General features: G+C 47.8%; 20 protein-coding genes. 15 read left to right on the plus strand and 5 right to left on the minus strand.

The features are described from left to right. Positions 1-67: 67 nt before the first annotated feature. From ABIE50_RS11190 to ABIE50_RS11205, 4 genes are all read right to left on the minus strand, one after another. Positions 68-1168, minus strand: a complete 1101-nt coding sequence (locus tag ABIE50_RS11190) for a M42 family metallopeptidase (RefSeq protein WP_209867367.1) — start codon at positions 1166-1168, stop codon at positions 68-70. 60 nt (positions 1169-1228) lie between these two features. Beyond that, a complete protein-coding gene (locus ABIE50_RS11195) occupies positions 1229-2062 on the minus strand; it encodes a UbiA family prenyltransferase (RefSeq protein ID WP_209867365.1) in 834 nt (277 codons plus the stop codon). Between the two features lie 63 nt (positions 2063-2125). After that, on the minus strand, positions 2126-3664 hold the full coding sequence (locus ABIE50_RS11200) for an acyl-CoA carboxylase subunit beta (RefSeq protein ID WP_209867363.1): 1539 nt from the start codon (positions 3662-3664) through the stop codon (positions 2126-2128). A gap of 92 nt (positions 3665-3756) precedes the next feature. Continuing rightward, on the minus strand, positions 3757-4188 hold the full coding sequence (locus ABIE50_RS11205; RefSeq protein WP_209867362.1) for a hypothetical protein: 432 nt from the start codon (positions 4186-4188) through the stop codon (positions 3757-3759). 149 nt (positions 4189-4337) lie between these two features. Between ABIE50_RS11205 and ABIE50_RS11210 the strand changes: the two genes are divergently transcribed. Continuing rightward, positions 4338-5321 carry a LuxE/PaaK family acyltransferase gene (locus tag ABIE50_RS11210; RefSeq protein WP_209867360.1) on the plus strand — a complete coding sequence of 328 codons (984 nt, stop codon included), beginning with the start codon at positions 4338-4340 and terminating at the stop codon, positions 5319-5321. Between the two features lie 15 nt (positions 5322-5336). Here ABIE50_RS11210 and ABIE50_RS11215 read toward each other — a convergent pair whose 3' ends face one another. Then, complete coding sequence (locus ABIE50_RS11215) at positions 5337-6065, minus strand: hypothetical protein (protein ID WP_209867358.1); 729 nt, start codon at positions 6063-6065, stop codon at positions 5337-5339. 193 nt (positions 6066-6258) lie between these two features. Between ABIE50_RS11215 and ABIE50_RS11220 the strand changes: the two genes are divergently transcribed. The 14 genes from ABIE50_RS11220 to ABIE50_RS11285 all read left to right on the plus strand — a co-directional run bounded on the left by ABIE50_RS11220 (position 6259) and on the right by ABIE50_RS11285 (position 23414). After that, positions 6259-6867 (plus strand): sigma-70 family RNA polymerase sigma factor, encoded by a 609-nt coding sequence (locus ABIE50_RS11220; RefSeq protein ID WP_354027966.1) that lies wholly within the window; start codon positions 6259-6261, stop codon positions 6865-6867. Between the two features lies 1 nt (position 6868). Further along, a complete protein-coding gene (locus ABIE50_RS11225; protein ID WP_209867354.1) occupies positions 6869-7132 on the plus strand; it encodes a hypothetical protein in 264 nt (87 codons plus the stop codon). Between the two features lie 83 nt (positions 7133-7215). Continuing rightward, complete coding sequence (locus ABIE50_RS11230) at positions 7216-7554, plus strand: hypothetical protein (RefSeq protein WP_209867352.1); 339 nt, start codon at positions 7216-7218, stop codon at positions 7552-7554. Between the two features lie 78 nt (positions 7555-7632). Further along, a complete protein-coding gene (locus ABIE50_RS11235) occupies positions 7633-8460 on the plus strand; it encodes an HvfB family MNIO-type RiPP peptide maturase (RefSeq protein WP_209867350.1) in 828 nt (275 codons plus the stop codon). After that, positions 8444-9193 (plus strand): HvfC/BufC N-terminal domain-containing protein, encoded by a 750-nt coding sequence (locus ABIE50_RS11240; protein ID WP_209867348.1) that lies wholly within the window; start codon positions 8444-8446, stop codon positions 9191-9193. The genes ABIE50_RS11235 and ABIE50_RS11240 overlap by 17 nt, the downstream gene beginning before the upstream one ends. A gap of 3 nt (positions 9194-9196) precedes the next feature. Next, the gene (locus ABIE50_RS11245) at positions 9197-9631 is read left to right on the plus strand and encodes an HvfX family Cu-binding RiPP maturation protein (RefSeq protein WP_209867346.1); all 435 of its coding nucleotides are present in this window, start codon (positions 9197-9199) and stop codon (positions 9629-9631) included. Positions 9632-9685: 54 nt separating this feature from the next. Then, a complete protein-coding gene (locus ABIE50_RS11250) occupies positions 9686-10648 on the plus strand; it encodes a polyprenyl synthetase family protein (RefSeq protein WP_209867344.1) in 963 nt (320 codons plus the stop codon). Between the two features lie 576 nt (positions 10649-11224). Then, positions 11225-14224 carry a SusC/RagA family TonB-linked outer membrane protein gene (locus tag ABIE50_RS11255; protein WP_209867342.1) on the plus strand — a complete coding sequence of 1000 codons (3000 nt, stop codon included), beginning with the start codon at positions 11225-11227 and terminating at the stop codon, positions 14222-14224. Between the two features lie 17 nt (positions 14225-14241). Next, positions 14242-15726 carry a RagB/SusD family nutrient uptake outer membrane protein gene (locus ABIE50_RS11260; protein ID WP_209867340.1) on the plus strand — a complete coding sequence of 495 codons (1485 nt, stop codon included), beginning with the start codon at positions 14242-14244 and terminating at the stop codon, positions 15724-15726. A 12-nt stretch (positions 15727-15738) separates the two neighbouring features. After that, complete coding sequence (locus tag ABIE50_RS11265) at positions 15739-16881, plus strand: carbohydrate-binding protein (protein ID WP_209867338.1); 1143 nt, start codon at positions 15739-15741, stop codon at positions 16879-16881. A gap of 2 nt (positions 16882-16883) precedes the next feature. Next, the gene (locus ABIE50_RS11270) at positions 16884-17924 is read left to right on the plus strand and encodes a DUF5007 domain-containing protein (protein WP_142683140.1); all 1041 of its coding nucleotides are present in this window, start codon (positions 16884-16886) and stop codon (positions 17922-17924) included. Between the two features lie 39 nt (positions 17925-17963). Next, positions 17964-21206 carry a SusC/RagA family TonB-linked outer membrane protein gene (locus tag ABIE50_RS11275; RefSeq protein WP_209867337.1) on the plus strand — a complete coding sequence of 1081 codons (3243 nt, stop codon included), beginning with the start codon at positions 17964-17966 and terminating at the stop codon, positions 21204-21206. 21 nt (positions 21207-21227) lie between these two features. Next, positions 21228-22697 (plus strand): RagB/SusD family nutrient uptake outer membrane protein, encoded by a 1470-nt coding sequence (locus ABIE50_RS11280; protein WP_209867335.1) that lies wholly within the window; start codon positions 21228-21230, stop codon positions 22695-22697. An 18-nt stretch (positions 22698-22715) separates the two neighbouring features. Next, positions 22716-23414: a fasciclin domain-containing protein gene (locus ABIE50_RS11285; protein WP_209867333.1), complete on the plus strand. Its 699-nt coding sequence runs from the start codon at positions 22716-22718 to the stop codon at positions 23412-23414. The last annotated feature ends 16 nt before the right edge of the window (positions 23415-23430 follow it).

The raw sequence follows: 23430 nt of genomic DNA on the forward strand, positions 1-23430 counted from the left end.
AAAAAATAAAATCAGCGTAATCAGCGTAATCAGTTTAATCCTGAGTCAGACAAAATCCGCTACAATCCTACAAATACTGGAAATTCGTTTTCGGCGTAATGCTCAGCAATGTCTGGTAAATCAGCTGGATGGTGTTTTCAATATCATCTTTCTTTACCATTTCCACGGTGGTGTGCATATAGCGCAATGGTAAACTGATCAGCGCTGAAGGCGTACCGTCGTTGCTGTAGGCGAAGGCGTCGGTATCGGTGCCGGTACTGCGGCTTACTGCATGCAGCTGGTGTGGGATATCGTTCTTCCTGGCTGTTTTGATGATGAGATCACGGAGGATGTTATGCACTGCAGGGCCATAAGTGATACTGGGACCGCCGCCGCATTTTATTTCCCCTTCAATATTCTTGTTGATCATGGGGGTAGTGGTATCATGGGTTACATCCGTGATGATGGCTACATTGGGCTTAATGCGCTTGGCAATCATTTCTGCACCGCGTAAACCCACTTCTTCCTGTACGGCATTTACAATATAAAGACCAAAAGGTAACTGTTGTTTCTTTTCTTTCAGCAGACGGGCTACTTCGGCAATCATAAAACCGCCGATACGGTTGTCGATAGCGCGGCAGATGTAATAGTCGTAGTTCAGCTCTTCAAAACCATCTTCAAAAGTACACACGCAACCTACGTGTATGCCCAGTTCTTCTACTTCTTTGCGGGAGCGTGCGCCGCAATCGAGGAAAATGTTTTCCACCTTTGGCTGTGGCTCCTTACCATCACCGCTGCGGATGCGGGTGTGAATGGCCGGCCAGCCGAATACCGCTTTCACGATGCCTTTTTCGGTATGGATATTCACTCTTTTGGAAGGAGCGATCTGCTGATCGGAGCCGCCATTGCGGATTACATAGATCAGTCCTTCAGGGGAGATGTAGTTCACAAACCAGGAGATCTCGTCGGCATGGGCTTCTATCACCACTTTAAATTCCGCTTTGGGATTGATAACACCCACTGCTGATCCGTATGCATCTACAAAATATTCATCGATGTAGGGAGTAAGGTATTTCAGCCAGAGCTTTTGTCCTTCTTTCTCAAAACCGGTAGGAGACGGGTTATTCAGGTAGCTTTCGAGGAATGCCAGTGATTCCTTGTTGAATATTGATTTCTGTTTTTTAGACATAATATTTCCAGATTGTGACTTGACAAATGTAAGGAAAACGAGGGATTGTGCTGCTTAGTGTTAAACGATCATGAGATGCAATACCGCCGACAGCGCCATGAATCCGTCCAGCACAAAGTAGAACAGGTAATCAGAGCTGGTCTGTTGCGCTTTGCGGGTAATGAGCGCGGTAGCCATCACCGGCGCCAGCAGTGTAATGATGGCGGGGAGCGTGGTGTAAGGCCACATCAAAGCCGCGCTTACTGCTGCTACCAGCAGGGAGCCGTAGTAAAGCCGCATCAGGTTCTTCACATCCAGGGCAGTGATCAGGCTGCGGATACCTTCCTTTTTATCTGATTCCAGGTCGCGGTAGTCAAACAGGATACAGATCGCATAGATAAGGCCGAAGCGGTGTATGGTAAGGTATACGAGTGGCTGGGTAGCTGCATTGCCTGCAACCAGCGCCGGAAGTACTGTAGTTACATAGGTCCATACAAAGGTGAGGAATAATGTTTTACCGATGGCTATTTTACTAAGCCAGCGGAAGGCTTTGTGTGGCACTTTGGGGGCTGAATATAAAAAGGTGAGCACCGCGCTGCCGCTCAGTACCAGCCAATGTTCCCGCAGCTGCCAGAAGAACCATAAAGAGCCGGCCAGTCCTGCGCCGCATAAAATAAGCATCAGGGTACGGTGACGGTTACCCCAAAGTATCCTTTCTGAAGCCGAATAGGTGCCGGGAGTAAGGTACCAGTGAAAATTATAGCTGCAGATCGTGGAAAAGAAAACAAAAAGATAAAAGGTGTTTTGCGGATAATGGAGGGCCAGTAACTGGTTGGTTTGCCAGATCATCAGGATGGCGCACCCGGAAATATAGACGGAGGTAAAAAGAATAAGATTAAAAAGGCTGCGGAACATATGTTTAGCTTTTAGCATTCCGCCTTTTAGTAAATAAGGGTACCAAAAGGCGGACGCCATTTGCTACAAAGGTATATTGCCATGTTTTTTTCGCGGCATATTTACCACTTTATTTTCAAGCATTTTGAAAGCCTTGATCAGTTTGATACGGGTCATTTCCGGCTTGATCACTTCGTCGATATACCCTTTTTCCGCTGCCAGGTAAGGATTTGCGAACCTTTCCGTATAGTCGGCCACCAGTTCATTCATGCGGGCTTCAGGATCGGGCGCCGCATCAATTTCTCTTTTGAAGATGATCTCCACGGCGCCCCTGGCGCCCATTACAGCGATTTCGGCCTGTGGGAAAGCGAAGTTAAGATCAGCGCCGATATGTTTGGAATTCATTACACAGTAAGCGCCGCCGTAGGCTTTGCGGGTGGTAACGGTGAGCTTGGGCACGGTGGCTTCGCTGAGCGCATACAACAGCTTGGCGCCGTTGGTAATGATACCATTCCATTCCTGGTCTGTTCCCGGCAGGAAACCGGGCACATCTACCAGTACCAGCAGGGGAATATTGAAAGCGTCGCAGAAGCGGGTAAAGCGGGCGCCCTTTACGGAGGCGTGGATGTCCAGTACACCGGCCAGGTGAGCCGGCTGGTTGGCTACTATCCCGATGCTTCTGCCGGCAATGCGGGCAAAGCCCACGATCATGTTTTCCGCAAAATTTTTATGTACTTCAAAGAAGCTGCCGGCATCAGTGATCTGCTCAATCGCTTCTTTCATATCGTAGGGTTGGTTCGGGTGGTCGGGGATCAGCGTGTTAAGGGCTTCCCTTATTTCATTGCCTGGCTCGTAAGGGTATACCGGCGCTGTTTCTTCACAGTTTTGCGGCACATAGCTGAGGAGCTGTTTGATATACTGTATACATTCTATTTCGTTGGCACAGGCAAAATGGGTTACGCCGCTTTTGGATGCATGTGTTTGTGCGCCGCCCAGTTCTTCTGAAGTTACTTCCTCATGGGTAACGGTTTTTACCACGTTGGGGCCGGTCACAAACATATAGGAGGTTTGTTCCACCATCATGATGAAGTCGGTGATAGCCGGGGAATATACAGCGCCACCGGCGCAGGGGCCCATAATGGCGGAGATCTGCGGGATTACGCCGGAGGCCCTGGTGTTGCGGTAAAAGATATCGGCATAGCCGCCAAGACTTACCACTCCTTCCTGGATACGTGCGCCACCACTGTCGTTCAGGCCAATAAGAGGGGCGCCATTCTCCATGGCGAGGTCCATGATCTTGCAGATCTTGCGGGCATGTGGTTCGGATAAACTACCGCCATATACAGTGAAGTCCTGTGAAAAAACGTAGGTGAGCCGGCCATGGATAGTGCCGTAACCCGTTACCACGCCGTCGCCGAGGAACTGTTCCTGATCAGCCGTGAGCCCGCGGTTGCGGTTGGTGACCAGCATATCCAGTTCTTCAAAAGAGCCCTCATCCATCAGCAGCTGTATCCTTTCGCGGGCGGTGAGCTTACCTTTTTTATGCTGGGAAGCGATTCGTACCTCTCCTCCGCCAAGCATGGCTTCGGCGATCTTTGCCTGTAGTTCTTCTAGTTTATCCATATGCTAAAAATCAAGAGTAAAGCTAAAAATAAAAGGATCCCTTTCAGAAAAGGAATCCTTAAATGTATGATATTTTAGAATGTAAATGTTTGTCAGGGAATGTTGTATGGTATTTTGGGGGTAGCGATGGTATCACTATAATTCCCGGCGTTATCGCGGATAAATACCAGGAAATGGATACTGTCGTTCGGACTCTGGTAGGTCCTGAAGTCCTGTGTTTCCAGCCGGATCGCTACTTCCGCTTTAACGCTGTTTCCCCTGTTGGCGCCAATTTCAGGCATACGTCTTACAATATAGAAGGTGTCCTGGATCTTGGTATCATAGATAGGGGCTATCTGCAGGGTATCTTCTATATCACCGTCGCCGTCCTGTACATCGAGTGTAACAAACATCAGCTGGGTACTGGTCACCACGCTGTCAACCGAATATCCTTTAAAGCTGAGAATGGGCTTGGTACCTATTTTATCCTTTTTACAGGCATAAAACACCCCGGCCAGCAGGAACAAAAACAGAATTTTCTTCATAAAACAAACCTACATTAATTTAGGAAATATACAAATATTCAGTTATCGCTATCCATCTATACCAAAACGTTTTTTTGTGACAATTGTTACTTACTGCGCATAGATTTATTCTTCTCCCTAACTTTGTGCGATTTTAAACTGAGCTTTACATGACTGCCGTATCACCGGAACATATATTTTCATTAACCGAGAGTGGGCTGGAAGCCGCTGCCCTTGAGCTGTTTCAGTACCAGTACCGGGAAAATGACCTGTACAGGGCCTATACGGATGCCCTGCGCATCCGGCCTGCATCGGTGAAAAGCATTCTTGAAATTCCCTATCTCCCCATACAGTTTTTCAAATCACATACTGTGGTAAGCGGGCAGTTTACCCCTGAACTGATCTTCGAAAGCAGCGGCACCACCCAAACGGTGAACAGCCGTCACCTGGTAAAGCATTCCGCTATCTATACCCAAAGCTTTATGACGGCCTTTGAGCGGTTTTACGGCCCGGTGAGCGACTATGTGGTGCTGGGCCTGTTACCTTCCTACCTGGAGCGGCAGCATTCCTCGCTGGTACGGATGGTGCAGGAAATGACCATCCGCAGCGGGCATGAGGAAAGCGGTTTTTACCTGTATGAGCATGATAAGTTGTTCCGGCAGCTGCAGGCCCTGGAAGCACGGGGCCAGAAGGTATTGCTGATCGGCGTTACCTTCGGCCTCCTGGATTTTGCGGAGCAGTATACCCTTTCCCTGAAAAATACGATAGTCATGGAAACCGGCGGAATGAAGGGAAGAAGGGAGGAATGGACCCGCGAGGAAGTGCATGCTTTCCTGAAAGAACGGCTTGGCCCTGCCTGCATCCACGCGGAATACGGCATGACGGAATTGTTATCACAGGCCTATTCCAGGTGTGATGGCCTGTTTGAAACGCCTGCCTGGATGAAAGTGCTGCTGAGGGATGAAAATGACCCCTTCCAGCTTACTGCCGGCAAAGGCGCCGGCGTAATGAACGTCATTGACCTCGCCAATATTTATTCCTGTGCATTCATTGCCACGGAAGACATTGGCCGTATGCATGCCGATGGCCGGTTTGAAGTACTGGGCCGCCTCGATAATTCTGCCCTCAGAGGCTGCAGCCTGATGGTTAGCTAGAGTGTTAAATTTATATTATATGTCATCGTCCATAGCGGCGAGATGCAGGAGCGCCGGTAATTTCCCCGGATCGTGCATGATAGCGGAAAGCGACGACATATATGGGAAGGAGTGATGATCCATTCCGAATTTATGCAGCAGGTACACATCCAGTTGTTCGGGGGAAGTATGCCCCTGTATATAATCGCCCAGGTAAAAAAGGAAGCGTTGTCTTTCCTTTTCAGACAATAACACCAGCGCTACCTTATCTTTCAGGCTGTTGTGCTGGCCCGACCGGAAAATTTTCAACGCCTGTTTATAATGCGCTATTGTCATTTCTTCAGCAGATGAAGGTAACAATTGTGTACAGAAATAATCAACCGCTATATCGTCAAAGAAGCCGGCTCCTTCATCGGCTCCCGGCTCATTGTGCCAGGTGGCCCATTGGATCAGCTGCTCCGTTGTGATATAGCCGGTAAGCATTGCTTCCAGCTGGTGCATAACTCCTTCCCGGGTGGGGGTGGTATCGGAAGCATGGGAAATAGCAGTTACAATATCCTGGTAATAATGTTCATTGATTTCACTGGCGGTCTGGAACAGCAACCTGCTCACTTCAGTGTTTGAATCTTCTCCGGCCTTTTGTTGCAGCGGGGATACGCTGCGTAATTCATCTATTACTTCCTGTCTTGTTTTAGTACCACGTAAATATGCCTTCAATAATGTTACAAAGTAAACTGACGTTACAGGCGACATTTCATTTTTCATGGGCCGAGTATTTCATATTTCATTGGGTACAGAGCCAAAAATAGGATAAAATGCTGAATAGTAGACAATGGTTCCGCACCATTTACCATCGGGTATCTACCGGTTATCCCCCTTTAACATTTTTTTGGGTCGCCGGGAAAACTAAAACAGGTAAATTTCCGTAAGCTTTCTACTATATACGTAAAAATGCGCTATGCAGACAGAGGCTTTTCATATAACGGTACCAATGACGACCTGTAATCCAAAAGAATGGGTGAAGTTATACGCGGAAGATTTATTTAAATTTGCGTGTAGCAAAGTACCAGATACTGCACTGGCACAGGATCTGGTGCAGGATACCTTCCTCAGCGGGTTGCAGGCTATGTCCGGCTTCCGCGGAGATAGCAGTGAGAAGACCTGGCTGACTGCCATCCTGAAAAATAAAATAACGGACCACTACCGTAAGTCCGGCAAAACTGTTTTAACATTAGATAGTATAACGGCGCATAGCAACGATCCTGATCCACACCATATCTATTTTGACAAAAAAGGGCATTGGCGCCGGGAAATGGCCCCCAAAGCCTGGAAGCAGGATATTAACGACCCATCAGAACAGCGGGAATTTTCCAGGATCTTACGCACCTGTATAGCTAAACTGAGCGGCATAGGAAAAACCATCTTTCAGCAGAAATATCTGGAAGAAAAAAAATCGGCAGACATCTGTAAGGATATGGCGATCACTACGTCCAACTACTGGGTTATTATTCACCGGGCCAAATTACAATTAAGGGCCTGCCTGGAAAAAAACTGGTTCAGTAACTGACATGCAACATCACTTACATACTTTACTGCCTTGTTGTAAAGAAGCCACCCTGCTGGCGGAAAAACAACTACAGCAACCGTTGTCCCGGTGGCAGCGCATAGGATTGCAGTTTCACCTGTTCTATTGCCATTTCTGCCGGCGGTATGTGAAACAAAGCAGGGCCATAGACGCACACATGCGCTGGATGGCGGCTGAAGATGCTGCATTGGATGAATCCGTGAAACGCCAGTGGGAAGTGATGATAGCAGCGGAAATGGAAAAATAATTGAATTTCCTGTAAGGATTCTTTAATCACCACGTCTACCTCTCAAATACATATTTTTTCACCAGTTTTTTAAATTTAAAAAGATGAAAAACAACAATCCTATCAGCAAAAAAGTACTTTTTTCCGGCTCTCTTGTTGCCGGTGCTATCCTTGGTATGGCTGCATTACAGGTAAACGCAAAACCAGCAGGCTATACTAACCTCGGTTCCGGTGCTGCGGTGAGAAACGCATTAACCGGCGCTTCCGGCAATACTGCCAATGCTATTGAACTGGCCTGCGGCGCAAAAAAAGACAGCGCATCAGCAGGTAAGTCAAAAGAAGGCAAATGCGGACAGGGCAAATGCGGTGAAGGAAAATGTGGTGATAAAAAAGGTAAGAAAGGAGACAAGCATAAAAAAGACACTACCAAATCCGGTAATTAATTTCCAGGTAAAGTAAGGCCGGCGAGATACGCACAAGCCGGTCTTTACTTTTATCTTCACCTCCTAAAACGTATAGTCATGGTAGGTATAGGTTTTCGCAGGGAATTTGCGGAACAAATGATCAGCGGTGAGCATATCCGGCCCGACTTTATCGAGTTTGCTCCCGAAAACTGGATGAACATCGGTGGGCATTGGAAGAAGGTATTGCACATGGTAGTGGAAAAATATCCGGTGCTGTGCCACGGTCTCTCATTATCTATCGGTAGCCCGGAGGAGCTGGACAAGCCGTTCCTGCAATATATAAAAACGTTTCTCAGGGAGTATAACGTCCAGATCTATTCAGAGCATCTCAGCTACTCCAAATGTGATAATGCGCATATGTACGACCTGCTGCCCATTCCTTTCCGTATGGATGCGGTAAAGCATATTGCCAGCCGTATTCAACAGGTACAGGATTACCTGCAACGGCCGCTGGTAATGGAAATTGTGTCTTATTACACACCGGTTGCCGCAGAGATGAGCGAAGTGGATTTTATCAATGAAGTGGTAAAGCAATCCGGTTGCCAGCTGCTGCTGGATGTGAATAATATCTATGTAAATGCTTTTAATCACCGGTACGATGCCAAAGCGTTTATACAGCAACTCCCCCTCGATAAAGTAGCCTATATACATATGGCCGGTCATGAGCAGGTAGCGCCGGACCTTATCATTGATACCCATGGAGAACCGATCATAGACCCGGTGTACGACCTGTTTGAATGGACGATCCAGCGCCTGCACCCGGTACCGGTTTTACTGGAAAGGGATTTTAATATCCCGGAAATGGCGGAGTTGCAGGGTGAATTAACGAAGCTGAAAAACATTTGTCACAAACAATGGAATTTGAAAGATGAACTTGTTGCCTGACACCTATCATATCCAGCAAACTTTTTCTGCTTATTGCAGGACCGGCGAAAAAGTAAAGCTGCCTGGCGTAAAGCCGCAGCGGCTGAAGCACTACCGGCAGCTGGTATTTAACATGATCCATGATACCATGGAGCATGCGTTTCCCATTGCATTCAAACATATTCCTGCAACGAAATGGAATAAAATGGTGAAGGAATTTTTCTCCAGGCATGCGTGCCGGTCGTACCAGGTATGGAAGCTCCCCCTGGAGTTTTATACCTACGCGGTAGAGCATAACTGGGAGGAAGTTTACGCTCTTCCTTTCCTCAACGACCTCCTTGCCTTTGAATGGGCTGAAATGGAAGTGTATAATATGGAAGATATACCCGCGCCCGCTTACAGCCTTTCCGGCAACTGGCTGGAAACGCCGTTGGTGCTGAATCCTGAGTACAGGTTGCTGCGTTTCAGTTATCCTGTTCACCTGCTGGCCAAACCAAAGGAATTACTGAAAAATAAGGGCGTTTATTTTGTACTGTTGTTCCGGCACCCGGAAACCGGGCATGTGGAATTTACGGACCTGTCGCCCTGGCTGGCTTTCTTAACCGAACAACTGGCAATGGGTATAACGGTAAGGGATATACTGGATTATGCCCCTGAGCTGAATATAACGCAAACGGATACACTGGAACAGGAATCAATTGCTTTTTTAAAGCACATGCAGGAACTGCATTTCGTGCTGGGTTTTCAATCATAACGTATGCGTACCTACACTGTATTAGCACGCCGTTTGCAGGCGTGCAGGGATATTCCGCTGCTGTTTATGCGGCTGGTGCTGGCGTATGGGTTTTACCTGCCAGCAAAAATGAAATGGAGCGACATACATAGTATTGGCGACTGGTTTGTGCAACTGCATATACCATTGCCGTATGTGAGCGCTTACCTGGTGGCCATTACCGAAGCCGCCGGTGTAGTGCTGCTTACCCTGGGCTTATGGGTACGTTATATAACAGTACCATTAATGTTCAGCATGCTGGTGGCCATTGCAGCAGTGCATTGGAACAATGGCTTTGCCGCCGGTGATAATGGGTTCGAGATCCCTTTGTATTATCTCATTATGCTGTTTACCCTGTTTATATACGGTGGAGGTAAAATAGGAATTGATTATTTCCTGGAGCATTCTTCCTCCCGGTAACCCTGGTTTCCCGCAGAAAATCGTAATTTCGGCCCCGTTCTTAGTGATGATCATATGCAACTAGCCCGGGAAACGATAGGTAGCGAATTACAACGGTTTGAAGAAATTTTTCATGAAGCCATGCAAAGTGATGTAGGGTTGCTGAACAGGATCATGGCCGACATTGCTGCCCATAAAGGGAAGCAGATGCGCCCTATGTTCGTACTGCTGTGCGCCCGCCTGTGTGGCGGCATCAACGATAGCAGCTACCGTGCGGCCCTCCTCGTGGAATTGCTCCATACCGCTTCCCTTGTGCATGATGATATGGTGGACGACGCCATGAAACGCCGCGGCGCTTTTTCCGTAAACGCCCTCTGGAAAAATCGTGTATCCGTAATGGTGGGCGACCAGCTTTTTACCAAAGGCGTATTACTGGCGCTGGATAATAACGATCCCGGATTGCTGAAGATCTATGCTGCTGCCATCCGTCAAATGATAGAAGGAGAGCTTATACAGATGACAAAGGCCAATAAACTGAGCTTTGAAGAGAAAGATTATTATGACCTTATAGATGCCAAAACCGCTTCTTTCCTGGCTGCTGCCTGCGCAGCGGGTGCCTCCTCCGCCTGTGACAATCCTGAAACCATACAGCTGCTGCATAATTTCGGACAAAAAGTAGGGATGGCCTTTCAGCTGAAAGACGACCTGTTTGATTATGGCAGTACCGACATCGGTAAACCTACCGGCAATGACATCAAAGAAAAGAAAGTTACGCTCCCGCTTATCTATACCGTTCAACATGCCAGTCCCGGGCTGCGGAAAAAGCTACTCCATATTGTAAAGCATCAGCATACCAACAAAGACAAAGTGAACTTTGTAGTGGAAACAGTGAACCAATCCGGTGGACTCGATTATGCCGCCCAAAAAATGATGGCTTACCGCGATGAAGCATTCCGGTTACTTTTTACTTTCCCTCCTTCACCCGTGCGTGCAGCATTGGAGGAACTGGTGCGTTATACTACCGACAGAGCCTATTGATCCTACCGGATGTTGAAAAAAGGATCATGGAGATTAAAGCGCCATAAAATCCCCTCCGGATTAAATTTTAAAAAATAATTCAAAAAAAACTATGAAAAATCCATTTAGCTAATTACATTTGGTGCAGTAGCGTTAAATAAACAACCAGAATTTAAAGAGCATTGATAGTATTGGTGACCAGTAAGACCCTGTGTTTGCTGTAGTTTCCCCACTGTGCATTAATACTAACAGTATTGAAAACCAGAATTACAGATCGATTGAAAATTTCACGTTAATTAATCTTTGTTTCCATGACTCAACGTTCAATGCATCCTGGCGGGAGCACACGCTGTCCCTAACTACTCACAGGCGATTTTTTACAGTTAACATTATTGTCGCAACCTGCTTATGCTGCAACATACATTTTGCGTAGCAGATATTGTGCTGTAGCTGCCGTGGTGTAGGTCTGAATCTAATTTACAGTGACATTTCCCTGGAGGGAACAGGGAAACCTATGTCCGTTCATGTCAAAAAAAAACTTGTGTGGTGTAAAGCTTCTTTTACGCCCTGGGATTCTCATTCCTAAATATTGCATGTATGAAATACTTTTACTTTTTCCTGCACAGGGGTATTTATTTTTTTGCAGCAATGTGCCTGGTCACTACCTCATCAGAAGCACAGAATGTGTTGTTTAAGAATAAAAAAGATACCTCCGGTGTAAATGCAGATTCACTTGCTTTCTCCAAGGTGACATCTACCCGGCGGGACACGCTGGGCTATTTTCCCAACAATGAACTCTTCCTGAAACGCAATCCCAGCGGGGCTGTTTCCCCGCTGGATATTGATGAAGTGAAGAAACTCCCTTATACCAGTATTGACCAGATGCTGATAGGAAGGGTAACGGGGGTGGACGTACGAATTCCTTCCGCGGAACCAGGTAAACGTAACAGCGTATTTATACGGGGCACTTCCTCGCTGTTACTGGGTAACCGCGACCTGTTTTATGCGCAACCCACTTATGTAGTGGATGGAGTGCCGCTTATTATGGAGCACGCATTTGCCTACGACATCCAGCGTTTTGATTTCAACAGGATGGGAACAGAAACCAACCTGCTCGGCTTCCTCGATATCAATGATATCGAAAGTATTGAAGTACTGAAAGATTTTGCCGCCAGTGCAAAATATGGCCCCAATGCAGCTAACGGCGTTATCAACATTACAACCAAAGCCCCCCGTGTAGGACAGATGAAAGTATCTGTGAATGCCTATGCAGGGTTGGCACTTAAACCTGCAGTAGATGCGGTGAACGGAAGATATGAAAGTGATTTCCGCCTGCCCTTCTATGAAAAATATGCAGACGAAACACAGTGGCGCAACTTCCCCCGTTACCTGGCTGATTCTTCACAGGCCCGCTATTATGGCCCGGCCAACTGGGACGACCTGTTCCTGCGGAATGGGTTTACGGAAGGCATCCAGGCGGCTGTAAGCGGGGGTACACCTTTTGCCAATTTCCGTTTCAGCATAGGGCAGTCATCACAGCAGGGTGTGTATGATAAAACCGGTATCAAGCGTTATGACGTGAATTTTGGTATCAACATCCAGCCGGTAAGGAACCTGTTCTTTACCACAGACATTTCGGTGGCTAACCAGAACCGCAAGCGTAATGAATTTATCCGCGACCGCGCCGGCGATGAGGATTATCTCTTTAACTATGATGCGCCTTTGTCACCCAACAAAGCATACCTGCAGGATTATTATACGGCGTTGGATAATACCATCAACCGGAACAAAAATAACTCCGCCCGCATTATTGCCAACGCCAAGTACAGCTTCCTTTCGCACTTCACCTGGAACACACGCTTTGCCATCGACTACGGGCAAAACTTCCGTGATTTCTTTGTGCCTACTGCGCTCGGTGAAGGCAACAGCTATGTGTCTAACTACGATGGCCTGAGCAGGCGGATGATACTGGACAACTCCCTGCAGTTTGCCAAAACTTTTTCCGGGAAGCATCACCTGGAAATAACGCTCGGGCAGTATGGCCAATGGGATAAATGGCGTTATGATTACGGCCGTGCCTACAAAGGCTCCAGCGATTATGTGAAGATCTACCAGCCTGGTACCGATAATCAGAAGGAAGGCCGCTTCGGTAATTTCCGCCTGATGTTTAATACCAAGGATTTTACAGAATCAAGGCTGGCATCTTTCTATGCCAATATTGGTTATAATCTCGATCAGAAATATTTTGTTTCCCTTTATGTAAGAAGGGATGGCAGCTCCTACCTCGGTAACGATAACCGCTGGCTGATATCGCCAACCTTATCCGCTTCCTGGAAAGTGCATAAGGAAGATTTCCTGAAAGAATCTTCCTGGCTCAGCAACCTGAATGTGCGCGCCAGCTGGGGCCGTGTAGGCCGGCTGCTGATGGACCAGATGTATACCGGTGGACCTGTATACAATGTGGATGCAGGATGGAACGGCGTGCCTAATATGTCTACCTACAACGGTTTCCCGGTGATCAATGCTGCTTATACCAGCGGTTATGTGGTGCCCGGTACTTCCTGGCCGGTAGTGGAGCAACTGAACGGTGGTATTGACATCGGACTGTTCCACGACCGCCTGCGCGCTTCACTGGATGTATACACCAAAACAGACCGTAACCTTGTACTGAAGGTACCTACACTGGAAGAAGAAGGCTATACCGGTATTGTAAAGAATGGAATGGATATCCGCAATTATGGCTATGAACTGGCTATTGATGCAGATGTAGTGAAAGGAAAGAAATTCCAGTGGACCACCGGTATTAACATCTATACCAATCAGAATAAACTGATGGCATTGCCGGATGGCCTTACCGACCTGGTGATCAACAACAGGCGCTTCCTGGTAGGTAAACCTGTGGACCGCTACTGGCTGCTGCTCAACGAAGGCATTTATAATTCCGATGAGGAAGTGCCGGTGAATCCCGGAACAGGAAAGAAAATGACCTACCAGGGAGTTACCCTGAAAAAGGGAGATCCTAAATGGACAGATCTAAGCGGCGACTATAATATCAATGACGCCGACCGGGTAATGAAAGGCCGCTTATCGCCCGCCGCCACCGGTGGTTTTACCAACACTTTCCGCTACGGCGCATGGGATGTGAATATCCTGCTGAACTATTCCTTTGGCCGCAAAGTGATTAACCAGGCCCTGGCCGACCGTTTTGACTTTGCCAACAGGGAAGCCATCGACGATCCGAAAGCGATCAAGGAGATCAGCTGGTGGTCTAAAGTGGAAGGCGACTACAGCAAAATACCGCAGTACAATCCATGGAGCGCGGTATATGCGTATCAGCCCAATCAAACCCTGTTCCTCGAAGATGGCTCTTTTGTAAAGCTCCGTGCATTAACAGTAGCCTATAACATGCAAACAGAGTGGATGAAACGCTCCGGTGTGGAGCACCTGCGTATTTATGCCACCGGTACCAACCTGCTTACCTGGACGAAATACAAGGGCGGAGATCCCGAAGCAGTGAGCTATTTCGGGTATGATGAGGGATACTATAACTGGGCCGCTCCCCGCACGTTTACACTGGGCTTTAATTTTCAATTCTGATGTTAAAAAACATGATCATGAGAAATATTGCTGTTGTTGGGGTAATACTCTTACTGGCAGGAGGTATGCTATCCTGTAAAAAAATGCTGGATGTGCCCTCACACCGCGCCCTGACGGAAGAAAATATGTGGCAGACCAAGAACGATGCACGCGCGGGCTTATCGGCCTGCTATGCTTTGATGCGCGCTGCCATGGCAAACGAAAATGCACACTGGGTGTATGGGGACCTGCGTGGCGGCGACTTTCAGTCGACCAAGCGGGGCGACCTGCGCGCGGTAGTGGAAAATAACCTGAACGCCAGTTATACCACAATGGATGAATGGCGCGACTGGCGCAGATTTTACACAGCCATTGCGCAATGCAATCTTACTATAGAAAAACTACCACAGGTAACTGCTACAGATTACCGGTATTCACAAAACGAAATGAAGCTGGATCGCTCGCAGGCCATTTATATCCGTGCATTTCTTTACTACTATATAGTAAGGATCTGGGGAGATGTGCCACTGGTAACCGCTCCCTCTGATGGCGTAGTGAAAACCATTGCCCGCGAGAAATGGGAAAAAGTATTGGATTATGCGGCTGAAGAAGCTAAATCATGTATTGACGGATTACCCTGGAAATACAATGGCAAATCGCCGGAGCAACAAGGCGATTACAGAGGCCAGGGAGAATCGCATCATATTTCCATTACAGCTACCAAAGGCATGGCTTATACATTGCTGGCACATATCTATAACTGGAAAGGAGAGTATGATAAGTCGCTCGAGTATGCTAACACCGTTATCAATAACCAGTCGAACACCGGTTACGGATTTGTAAGCCTGGACGATTTAACCAGGCTGGACGGCGCTTTCCGCGGACGCATCGGTGCTAATATTTTCCAGGTAGATATGAACTTTGACCACGCGGAAATATCTTCCACCGGTCAGCTGGAAGACTGGACGCTCCGCGAACCGTATATTCCAAAAAGGGAGTCTGAAATTTATGTTCCCAAAGACAGTGTGCTGAAGATCTACAGCGAATCCCGTGAGCAACGGCCCACCTACTTCTTCACAAAAATGGAAGAAGCCTATCCCATCTTCTTTAAAATGAAACAGATCAACGGCGCGGTAAAAGACCCGGTGTTGAAAATGTATTCCTCCTGCATTATCGTGTTCCGGTATGAAGAACTGTACCTCCTGCGTGCAGAAGCAAAAGCCCGCTTAGGACAAACCGCCGAAGCACAGAAAGACCTGAACCAGATCCGTAACAGCCGCGCACTTAAAAATGTAAACGTGGCCACCGCCGGGCAGGAACTGCTGGATGCCATTTTGCTGGAACGCAGAAGGGAATTGATAGGAGAAGGATGGTACTGGTACGACCTGGTACATTTCAAAAAGATCCCGCAGTATACCAGGCTTACACAGGCGGATGTAGACAGGGGCGCTGCATTCTGGCCATTGTCGCAGGAGGCGCTGTCAAACAACAGCGCACTGGTTCAAAACTCTTTCTGGAAATAACAAATCACTGCCATGAAAAAATATTTAATACTACTCGTTATCACGGCTTGTTTTGCCTGCGAAAAGGGGATGCAGGACTACCGGAATGCAAAGCCTTTATCGGAAGTGAAAGTGAGTACCTATGATTTTCTCAAACAACAGGGAGGATTGTATGATACACTCTTATTACTGATAGACCGCGTAAAGCTTACCGATACGCTCAAAAATAAGCAGGTTACTTTTTTTGTTCCGCAGGACAACAGTATTACTACTGCTATCCGCAATGTGAACTTTGCCAGGGAACGGCTTGGAGACAAAGGCAACTGGACGCTCGACAGCATTCCGCTTACTGTATGGGACAGTTTACTTCGCCGTTATATGGTACGCGGTCTGGTAACAGCCGATTCACTGCGGTATGCAGATGGCAGCGACCTGGAATCTTTATATGGTCATGAAATGAACGGTAAAACCGCCAGCACCAATGCTTCCGGAGCGGTAGGCGCAGGTACTGCCGTGTTGCAGTACAGTGATAAAAACGATTCAAGGTTTACAAAAGACTGGTCCGTTGCACTTACCCAGAACGTGGATATCAAATCCACCAATGGACTGATGCATATCCTGGAAACCAGGCATGTGTTCGGGTTTACTTCTTTTGTGGGGAAAGCCTATCCCAGATCGCTGGAACCGGCGCAGGGGCCTTACCTGGGTTACCCGCTTGAAATACCCGGCATAGTGAATGCGGCAGATTATGACGAAGGCCCCAAAGGCGTAGCCTATAATTACCGTAATCCTAACGGCGGCCATACCTACCGCCCTGATGATCCTGGTACAGAAAATTGTTCTGAAGGCGACGGGTCCACCAGCCCGGGCGGCAATTACAATATTGGCTGGACCAGTGATGGTGATTGGGTAAGGTATACCGTTGATATCAAAGAAGCAGGAAAATATAAAGTAGAGCTGAGAATTGCCGGCAATGGCGGTGGTCTTATTTATCTCACTATCGATGAAGTAAGGGTATGTGAAGATATTCCCATACAGGGTACCGGTGGCTGGCAAACCTGGCAGGGAGCCTTTGGAACGGCGGATCTGCCCGCAGGAAAACACCTGATGAAAGTGATGATCAAAAAGGCAAACCTGAACCTGCACCGTCTCATCTTCACCAAAATAAACCCATAGCAATGAAAAGGCAAGTATATACTTTATTTATAGCCACTGCACTGGCAACAATGGCAACAGGCTGTTACAAGCAGCTGCTGCCTGATGAAAAAGAGCACTTCAGTAATAACGCCAACTTCGATGGTGATACCTACCAGGCAAATTTTGGACGTACAAATGTGTTCTACGGAAAATTCAACGCAGACAATTCCACACAACCACTCACTTTTGAAATGAAGAACATTGCCCGGCCCGATGGCACGCCTGCAACAGAGTTGCTGGAAGAAGTGAATACCTGGCAATGGAAGGAGTACTACAGCGGTACCGAAAAAACGGTGGCGGAAATTGAAGCCAAACGTTTCCAGGTGAAAAGACCGGTGCTTGATATGCGCTCCACCTCCGGCGACCTTGTTTTCTGGGCTACCGACAGTTCCAAAATAAAACAAGGCGTATATACTTTCGATATCCTGGTAAAGAACAAGGGCGGGCAGAAAACTTTCCAGAAAAGAAAGTTGGATCTCCGACGCCCGCGCCCATATGAGCCTTATGAGTTTGATGATATCACCGGGCTTCAGAAAAAGGAATCCAATGGCAACCTGGTGTATAATCATCCTACGCTTATTGGGGTGCAGGATATGCAAAACAACACGATCAACAACGACCAGGTGAACGTGTACTTTGTTAAAACAGGCACTGCAAAGAATACACTCACTTTTAAATTTTTTGATAAGGATTCCTTACCTATTAAGATGTCAAATTTTAATGTCACCCAATGGGATAGCCTGAGATACTATAGCAATACCATTGGTACGAACGTGTTTTTTGGCTTTAACCGGAAGTTTTCACAAGACAGTGTTACCGTTACCTGGGATGTTACCAGTCCTTACCCCGTGCTGGCGGATGTTGGTATCAATGAAAAGGCCAGCATCTTTTTCTCCTATGAGCGTGTTTCCTATGGTACCCGCAGGCAGGCGGGCATTGGCTATGGGTTCGCTGTATTTGAGCCGGGCAGCTGGGATGTAATCTTCAAGTTTAAAGTAAATCCCAAGTTTACCAACGATTAAACCGGTAACTGTATTCTGAAACATTAAAACATTAGTGCCATGAAAAAACGGTACATACATACGCTGGTAATTCTCTTCCTGTTATTGACAGGAGCCGGCAACACGGTATTTGCCCAACAGGCTGTTACCGTTAAGGGACGGGTTACGGATGCCGCTTCCAAAGAAGGGATCCCCGGCGTAACGATCATCGATATAAAAAATAATAAAGGCCTGGGTGTTACCGATCCCACAGGGCATTTCACTATTACGGTGGACCCTGAAAAATCCATCCAGTTCCGTTACATCGGGTATCGGCTGGAAACGGTTAAAGTAGGAAAGGTAACCACGCTGAATGTTACCATGAGCCCTGAAAATAAGTCACTGAAAGAAACAGTGATCATCGGTTACCAGAAGCGTACCAAGGAAACCTCCTCCGGTTCTGCCGGCGTAATAGATGGAAAGGCGCTGCAGGATGTTCCGGTGTCCAACATCCAGGAATTACTGCAGGGTAAGATTGCGGGGCTTAATATCCAGAATAACTCCGGCGCTCCTGGTTTTCGTGGTACCATGTCCGTTAGAGGGGTTTCCCAGCTGGATGTAAGCGGAAGCGGTGATAACGCCTATCTCACCAGTAATAACCCGTTGCTGGTAATTGATAACGTGCCGGTAGATTTCGACGGAGGTATTTCACAATCGATGCTGCAGCCCGGCGCGGCTACCGGCCCGCTGGCGTTAATTCCGCCGGAAGACGTAGAGTCGATCGTAGTAATGAAAGATGCGCAGGCAACTGCATTGTATGGCTCCCGCGGTGCTAACGGTGTAATTGTGGTAACTACCAAACGTGGTAACTCACCTACCCCGATCATTGATATCAACAGCAGTTTGTTTGTAAACCTGCCGCCTCCTTTGCGGCCTACCATTGGCGGTAATGCGGAGCGCAGGTATCGTATCAGTTCCATCATGAAAAACGCCAGGGATCTGCAGGCAGCCCGCAGTATGCTGGGTGATCCTAATTCCCAGTTCCTGACAGACAGCCTGAATGCGTTTTATAATAATTCCACCGACTGGCAGGGATTATTTTACCAGACTACCCTGAATACCAATAACAACGTCCAGATCAGCGGTGGTAATCCGAAGATGAACTATAAAGCCAACTTCGCCTACCAGATGAACCAGGGCGTATTGAAAAATACCGGCTTTAATAAATACAGCCTGAACATGCAGCTGAATATGCAGCCAAGTCAGAAACTCCGTATCGGGGCGCAGTTGTTCAGCGCGCTGGGTCAGAAGCAGCGGGGTAACGGCGGCGGGTTAACCAACAACGGCGCCGGAAACTCTTTTACATCTTCCCTGATGCCCGGCCCTTCTACCTTTGTTGGCAACCCCCAGCTGAGCGGATATGAGAATAATATTGATGATAACAATACCCTCAATATCCGCGGTTTCGTGGATGTGGATTATGAAATTATAAAAGGGTTGCGTATTAACTCCACCACTTCTTACGATTATTATACAGATACAAGAGACCGGTTTAACCAGTCGTTTTCCAATAACAACCAAACCGGTTTATACGGTTTCGTTGGCCGGCACGATGAGCTGAACACCAGGAATGGTGTGAACTACAGCTACAGCAGCCGGCCTTCCGACCAGGAGAAGGGGCATAATATTTATGCCAGCGTGTTCAGTGAAGTGAATATCAAGTCGGACGACCAGCACGTGAAGGATATACGGAACGGCCCGAACGATTATTACTGGGGCCCGCGTGGTTACTCGCCGCGTTTCTACCCCGGTAACCCCTGGAACAATGCCAGTGAAATAAACGTGAATGGTACCCCGGTATCTTATGTGTATCATGCGGCTTCATGGGCAGGGTTCCTGTCTTATAACTATCGTACCAAGTACGTATTGGACCTGGCCTACAGGCTGGACGGAAACTCATCGGCAGGTATCAACAACCCCTATACGAAAAATCCATCTGTTGGCGTTCGCTGGAACTTCAACAAGGAAAACCTGATGCGCCGCTGGAACTGGCTGGATTACGGATCGGTGCGTGTAACCTATGGGGTTAACAGTCGTCCTACCGCCACCATTCTCAATTCACTGGGCGCGTACGAAAGTGTGAAGAACTACAATAACGCCATTTCCATCAATCCTAACTACGGTGTGCTGGCCAATCCCTACATGGAGCCGGAGAAATCATCGCAGTTTAACTTCGGGGTAGACCTGGGGCTGCTGAGAGGACGCGTGGAAATCATTTATGATACCTATTACAAGAACAACTACAACCTGGTACGCGATATCCCGTTACCTAATTCTACCGGTTATGGCAAAATGCAGGTGAACGGCGGCGCCATTGTGAACTACGGGCATGAGTTGTCTATCACTACACGCCCTGTTATGAACCGTGACCCTAAAGGGTTCCAGTGGATCTTTTCTATCAACGGCGCTTACAACAAAGGGGTGCTCACCGAATTACCTGGCGGTTCCCAGCTCTTCATTAATGTAGACCAGAACACTTACCAGAGCATTGCACTGAAAGTGGGAAGAAATCCACAGAGCAATTATATGTACCAGACAGATGGGATTTATGCCAATACATCTGATGTACCGGTAGATCCTATCAGGGGAGTGCGTTACAAAGCATTTAAAGGTCCGGGTACCCAATATTTCCAGGCAGGCGATCCTATCTGGAGGGATCTGAACGGCGACTATGCGTTGGATGGCGCTGATTATGTGATCATGGGTAATCCCGAACCAATGTTCACCGGTGGCTTGAACAATACGCTGAGTTACCGGAACCTGTCGCTCAATATCAACTGTACTTTCCTGGCCGACCGCAGTATTCTGAATAATGCCATTGCCGCGAGGATTTTCCGTCTTCAATATCCTGAGCAGTTATCAAGGTCAAGTGGCACTGCCGCCGGGCCTATCAACCTGTATGATATCAACCAGCTCGATTACTGGAAGAACCCGGGCGATAAGTCCTCGTATCCTGCAATTGTCGGATCCTTTGACCATGATGCGCAGGTAGCGCCTAACAGGCTGGATCAGAGTCTGTGGATGGAAGATGGTTCTTACTTCAAGATTAACCAGATCACACTGGCCTACCAGTTCCGTGATTTTGATTTTATGAAGAAGTTAAAGCTGCGGGTATTGCGTGCTTATCTCACTGCATACAACGTAGCCATCTTCTCAAAATATACAGGGCCAAACCCGGAAACCGTGACTTCGCTGGGAAGGGATGATATCAACGGGTATCCCAACGCTACCAGCCTGACATTCGGTATCGGTGCTCAATTTTAATGATACTTAAATTATTTTCAGATGAAATACTGGATTAGAATAGGAATGCTTTTCTGCTTGTTGCTGGGAGCTGCTTCCTGTAAGAAATTCCTGGAAGTAAAACCATTGGATACCCTTTCGGGAAAGGATTTCTGGAAAACAAAAGGAGATGCGCAGAAGGCCATCAACGGCGCCTATGCAAAGCTGCTGCAGAAGTTTACCAACGGTGTGGTATATAATGTGGGCGATTTCAGGCCCGGTAACTGGAACTGGTTTGATAAGAACGGGTTCCGTAACCTGGCTGCCAACCGCCTGCTGCAGGCCGGCGGTGATGGCATTGAAGATATTCCCGACTGGGGATTATTTTACCAGGCTATTGCTACCGCCAATCTTTGTATAGACAGGATACCCGGTATTGAAGATCCTTCCTTCAGTTCAAAAGAGAAGAAAGCCCTGGTGGCAGAAGCCCGGTTCATACGCGCTTTTATTTACTTCTATATGACACGCCTGTACAGCGATGTGCCTTTACAAACAGACCCGTATGACATCACGCTGAAGCCCCGCGAAAAAATGCTCACCGTACTGGACTTTTGCCTGAAAGATCTCGCAGGCTGCAAAGACGATATGGTGATCTCCTACGACGATCCCACGAACAGGGCCGTGCGTGGCACCAAAGGCGCAGTGCTGGCGCTGATGGCGCATATCAATATGTGGTGCGCCGGTTTTGACCAGGGCAACCAGCAAAAGTACTGGAGCCAGACTGCCGATCTCATCAAAGAATTGATGGACCTGCATGAGTACAAACTGCTGCCTTATACCAAGGAAACCTTCCAGGCTATTTTCAAAGGCCGCTCCGAAGAAGGGATCTTTGAACTGTCGCTTGATGCCAATTATGGAGGCGCTTTCCACTTCCTCATCTGCCAGTGGACATTACATGATCCTATTATCCGCGACGGATTGAATGGCAACAGTGAAATTACTCCCATGGTAAGGCACCTGGACAGGATCTATCCACGGGGCGAATCCGACAAGCGGATGGATCTCTGGTTTGATGATCCCTATGCACAAAAGGGAGAAAAGAAGCCGATGTTCCTGAAATTTTCCGCCATTACCAATCCCATTACCAGGGACTATGACGCCAACTTCATCCTGTTCCGTTATGCAGACGTGATCCTGCTGAGGGCAGAAGCACTGGCTAACCTGGGCAACCGGAATGCAGAAGCCATTGAAATGCTGAACCTGGTGCGCGACCGCGCTGGCGCAAAATTGTATGCCGGCGGTGGTGGCGAGCCCCTGAAGGAAGCCATTTTCTTTGAAAGGGAAAAAGAGCTGATGGGAGAAGGACATCTGTGGTATGACCTGATACGCACCGGCAGGATAGGCAACAGGAACCTGACAGAGAACCCGCTCACACCGGACCTGATGGAGAAAGGAGCATGGACCTGGCCAATTGCAACATCCGCAGTAAATAACAATCCGCTGATCACCAGGAACCAATACTGGATACAATAACTGTAAAAAATATTCACTATGCGAAAGTTATTAACCTTAGCCGGTATCCTGTTGATAACAGGCCTGATATTTTCCGGCTGTAAAAAGGATTACTATATCGACAGCGGCCTTGCAGATCCGCATTATAAAGGCACCATTTATGACTACCTGGTGCAGAATACCGATCTTTTTGATACGGTGGCATATGTGGTGGAGAAAGCAGGCCTGAAAGAAATGTTGCAGAACGATTCCGTTACTTTCTTCACGCCAACAGACCAGAGCATTGTAAAAGCTATTGACCTGCTGAACGAATACCGGCACATAATGGTGGAAGACAGCGTGAAGCTGGCCGATATACCCGGTAAAGTATGGAAGAAGTTCCTGGGAATGTATATCATGAAGGGTAAATACACGGCTAATAAATTTGCACGTATCGACCCGGTAAACGTATATGCGTACCCGGGTATTAACTACGTAATGAGCAGCGGGTATATTCTCAACATCGGGTTGATCTACCAGAACTATAACGGCGTGGAAGCAGTAGGTGCACGGGTAATGCAGCTGACAGATATTACCTATGACCCGGTCACCTTTGCCAACAATCCCAAAGTACTGGTGATGACATCGGATATACAGCCAACAAACGGGGTGCTGCATGTACTGAGTTTCCGGCACGACTTCGGTTTCCGCCTGGGTGAATTCCTGAGAACAGCGGAACAGGAACTGCAGAATCAATAACCCATTAACGCATTCA

The organism is Chitinophaga sp. OAE865 (assembly GCF_040546735.1).
Classification (GTDB): domain Bacteria; phylum Bacteroidota; class Bacteroidia; order Chitinophagales; family Chitinophagaceae; genus Chitinophaga; species Chitinophaga polysaccharea_A.

Coding starts and splice junctions, on each gene's coding strand:
- ABIE50_RS11285 (WP_209867333.1), top strand. CDS start 22,716: ATGCGAAAGTTATTAACCTTAGCCGGTATCCTGTTGATAACAGGCCTG.
- ABIE50_RS11240 (WP_209867348.1), top strand. CDS start 8,444: ATGAACTTGTTGCCTGACACCTATCATATCCAGCAAACTTTTTCTGCT.
- ABIE50_RS11190 (WP_209867367.1), bottom strand. CDS start 1,168: ATGTCTAAAAAACAGAAATCAATATTCAACAAGGAATCACTGGCATTC.
- ABIE50_RS11280 (WP_209867335.1), top strand. CDS start 21,228: ATGAAATACTGGATTAGAATAGGAATGCTTTTCTGCTTGTTGCTGGGA.
- ABIE50_RS11205 (WP_209867362.1), bottom strand. CDS start 4,188: ATGAAGAAAATTCTGTTTTTGTTCCTGCTGGCCGGGGTGTTTTATGCC.
- ABIE50_RS11210 (WP_209867360.1), top strand. CDS start 4,338: ATGACTGCCGTATCACCGGAACATATATTTTCATTAACCGAGAGTGGG.
- ABIE50_RS11250 (WP_209867344.1), top strand. CDS start 9,686: ATGCAACTAGCCCGGGAAACGATAGGTAGCGAATTACAACGGTTTGAA.
- ABIE50_RS11275 (WP_209867337.1), top strand. CDS start 17,964: ATGAAAAAACGGTACATACATACGCTGGTAATTCTCTTCCTGTTATTG.
- ABIE50_RS11220 (WP_354027966.1), top strand. CDS start 6,259: ATGCAGACAGAGGCTTTTCATATAACGGTACCAATGACGACCTGTAAT.
- ABIE50_RS11195 (WP_209867365.1), bottom strand. CDS start 2,062: ATGTTCCGCAGCCTTTTTAATCTTATTCTTTTTACCTCCGTCTATATT.
- ABIE50_RS11270 (WP_142683140.1), top strand. CDS start 16,884: ATGAAAAGGCAAGTATATACTTTATTTATAGCCACTGCACTGGCAACA.
- ABIE50_RS11260 (WP_209867340.1), top strand. CDS start 14,242: ATGAGAAATATTGCTGTTGTTGGGGTAATACTCTTACTGGCAGGAGGT.
- ABIE50_RS11230 (WP_209867352.1), top strand. CDS start 7,216: ATGAAAAACAACAATCCTATCAGCAAAAAAGTACTTTTTTCCGGCTCT.
- ABIE50_RS11235 (WP_209867350.1), top strand. CDS start 7,633: ATGGTAGGTATAGGTTTTCGCAGGGAATTTGCGGAACAAATGATCAGC.
- ABIE50_RS11200 (WP_209867363.1), bottom strand. CDS start 3,664: ATGGATAAACTAGAAGAACTACAGGCAAAGATCGCCGAAGCCATGCTT.
- ABIE50_RS11265 (WP_209867338.1), top strand. CDS start 15,739: ATGAAAAAATATTTAATACTACTCGTTATCACGGCTTGTTTTGCCTGC.
- ABIE50_RS11215 (WP_209867358.1), bottom strand. CDS start 6,065: ATGAAAAATGAAATGTCGCCTGTAACGTCAGTTTACTTTGTAACATTA.
- ABIE50_RS11255 (WP_209867342.1), top strand. CDS start 11,225: ATGAAATACTTTTACTTTTTCCTGCACAGGGGTATTTATTTTTTTGCA.
- ABIE50_RS11225 (WP_209867354.1), top strand. CDS start 6,869: ATGCAACATCACTTACATACTTTACTGCCTTGTTGTAAAGAAGCCACC.
- ABIE50_RS11245 (WP_209867346.1), top strand. CDS start 9,197: ATGCGTACCTACACTGTATTAGCACGCCGTTTGCAGGCGTGCAGGGAT.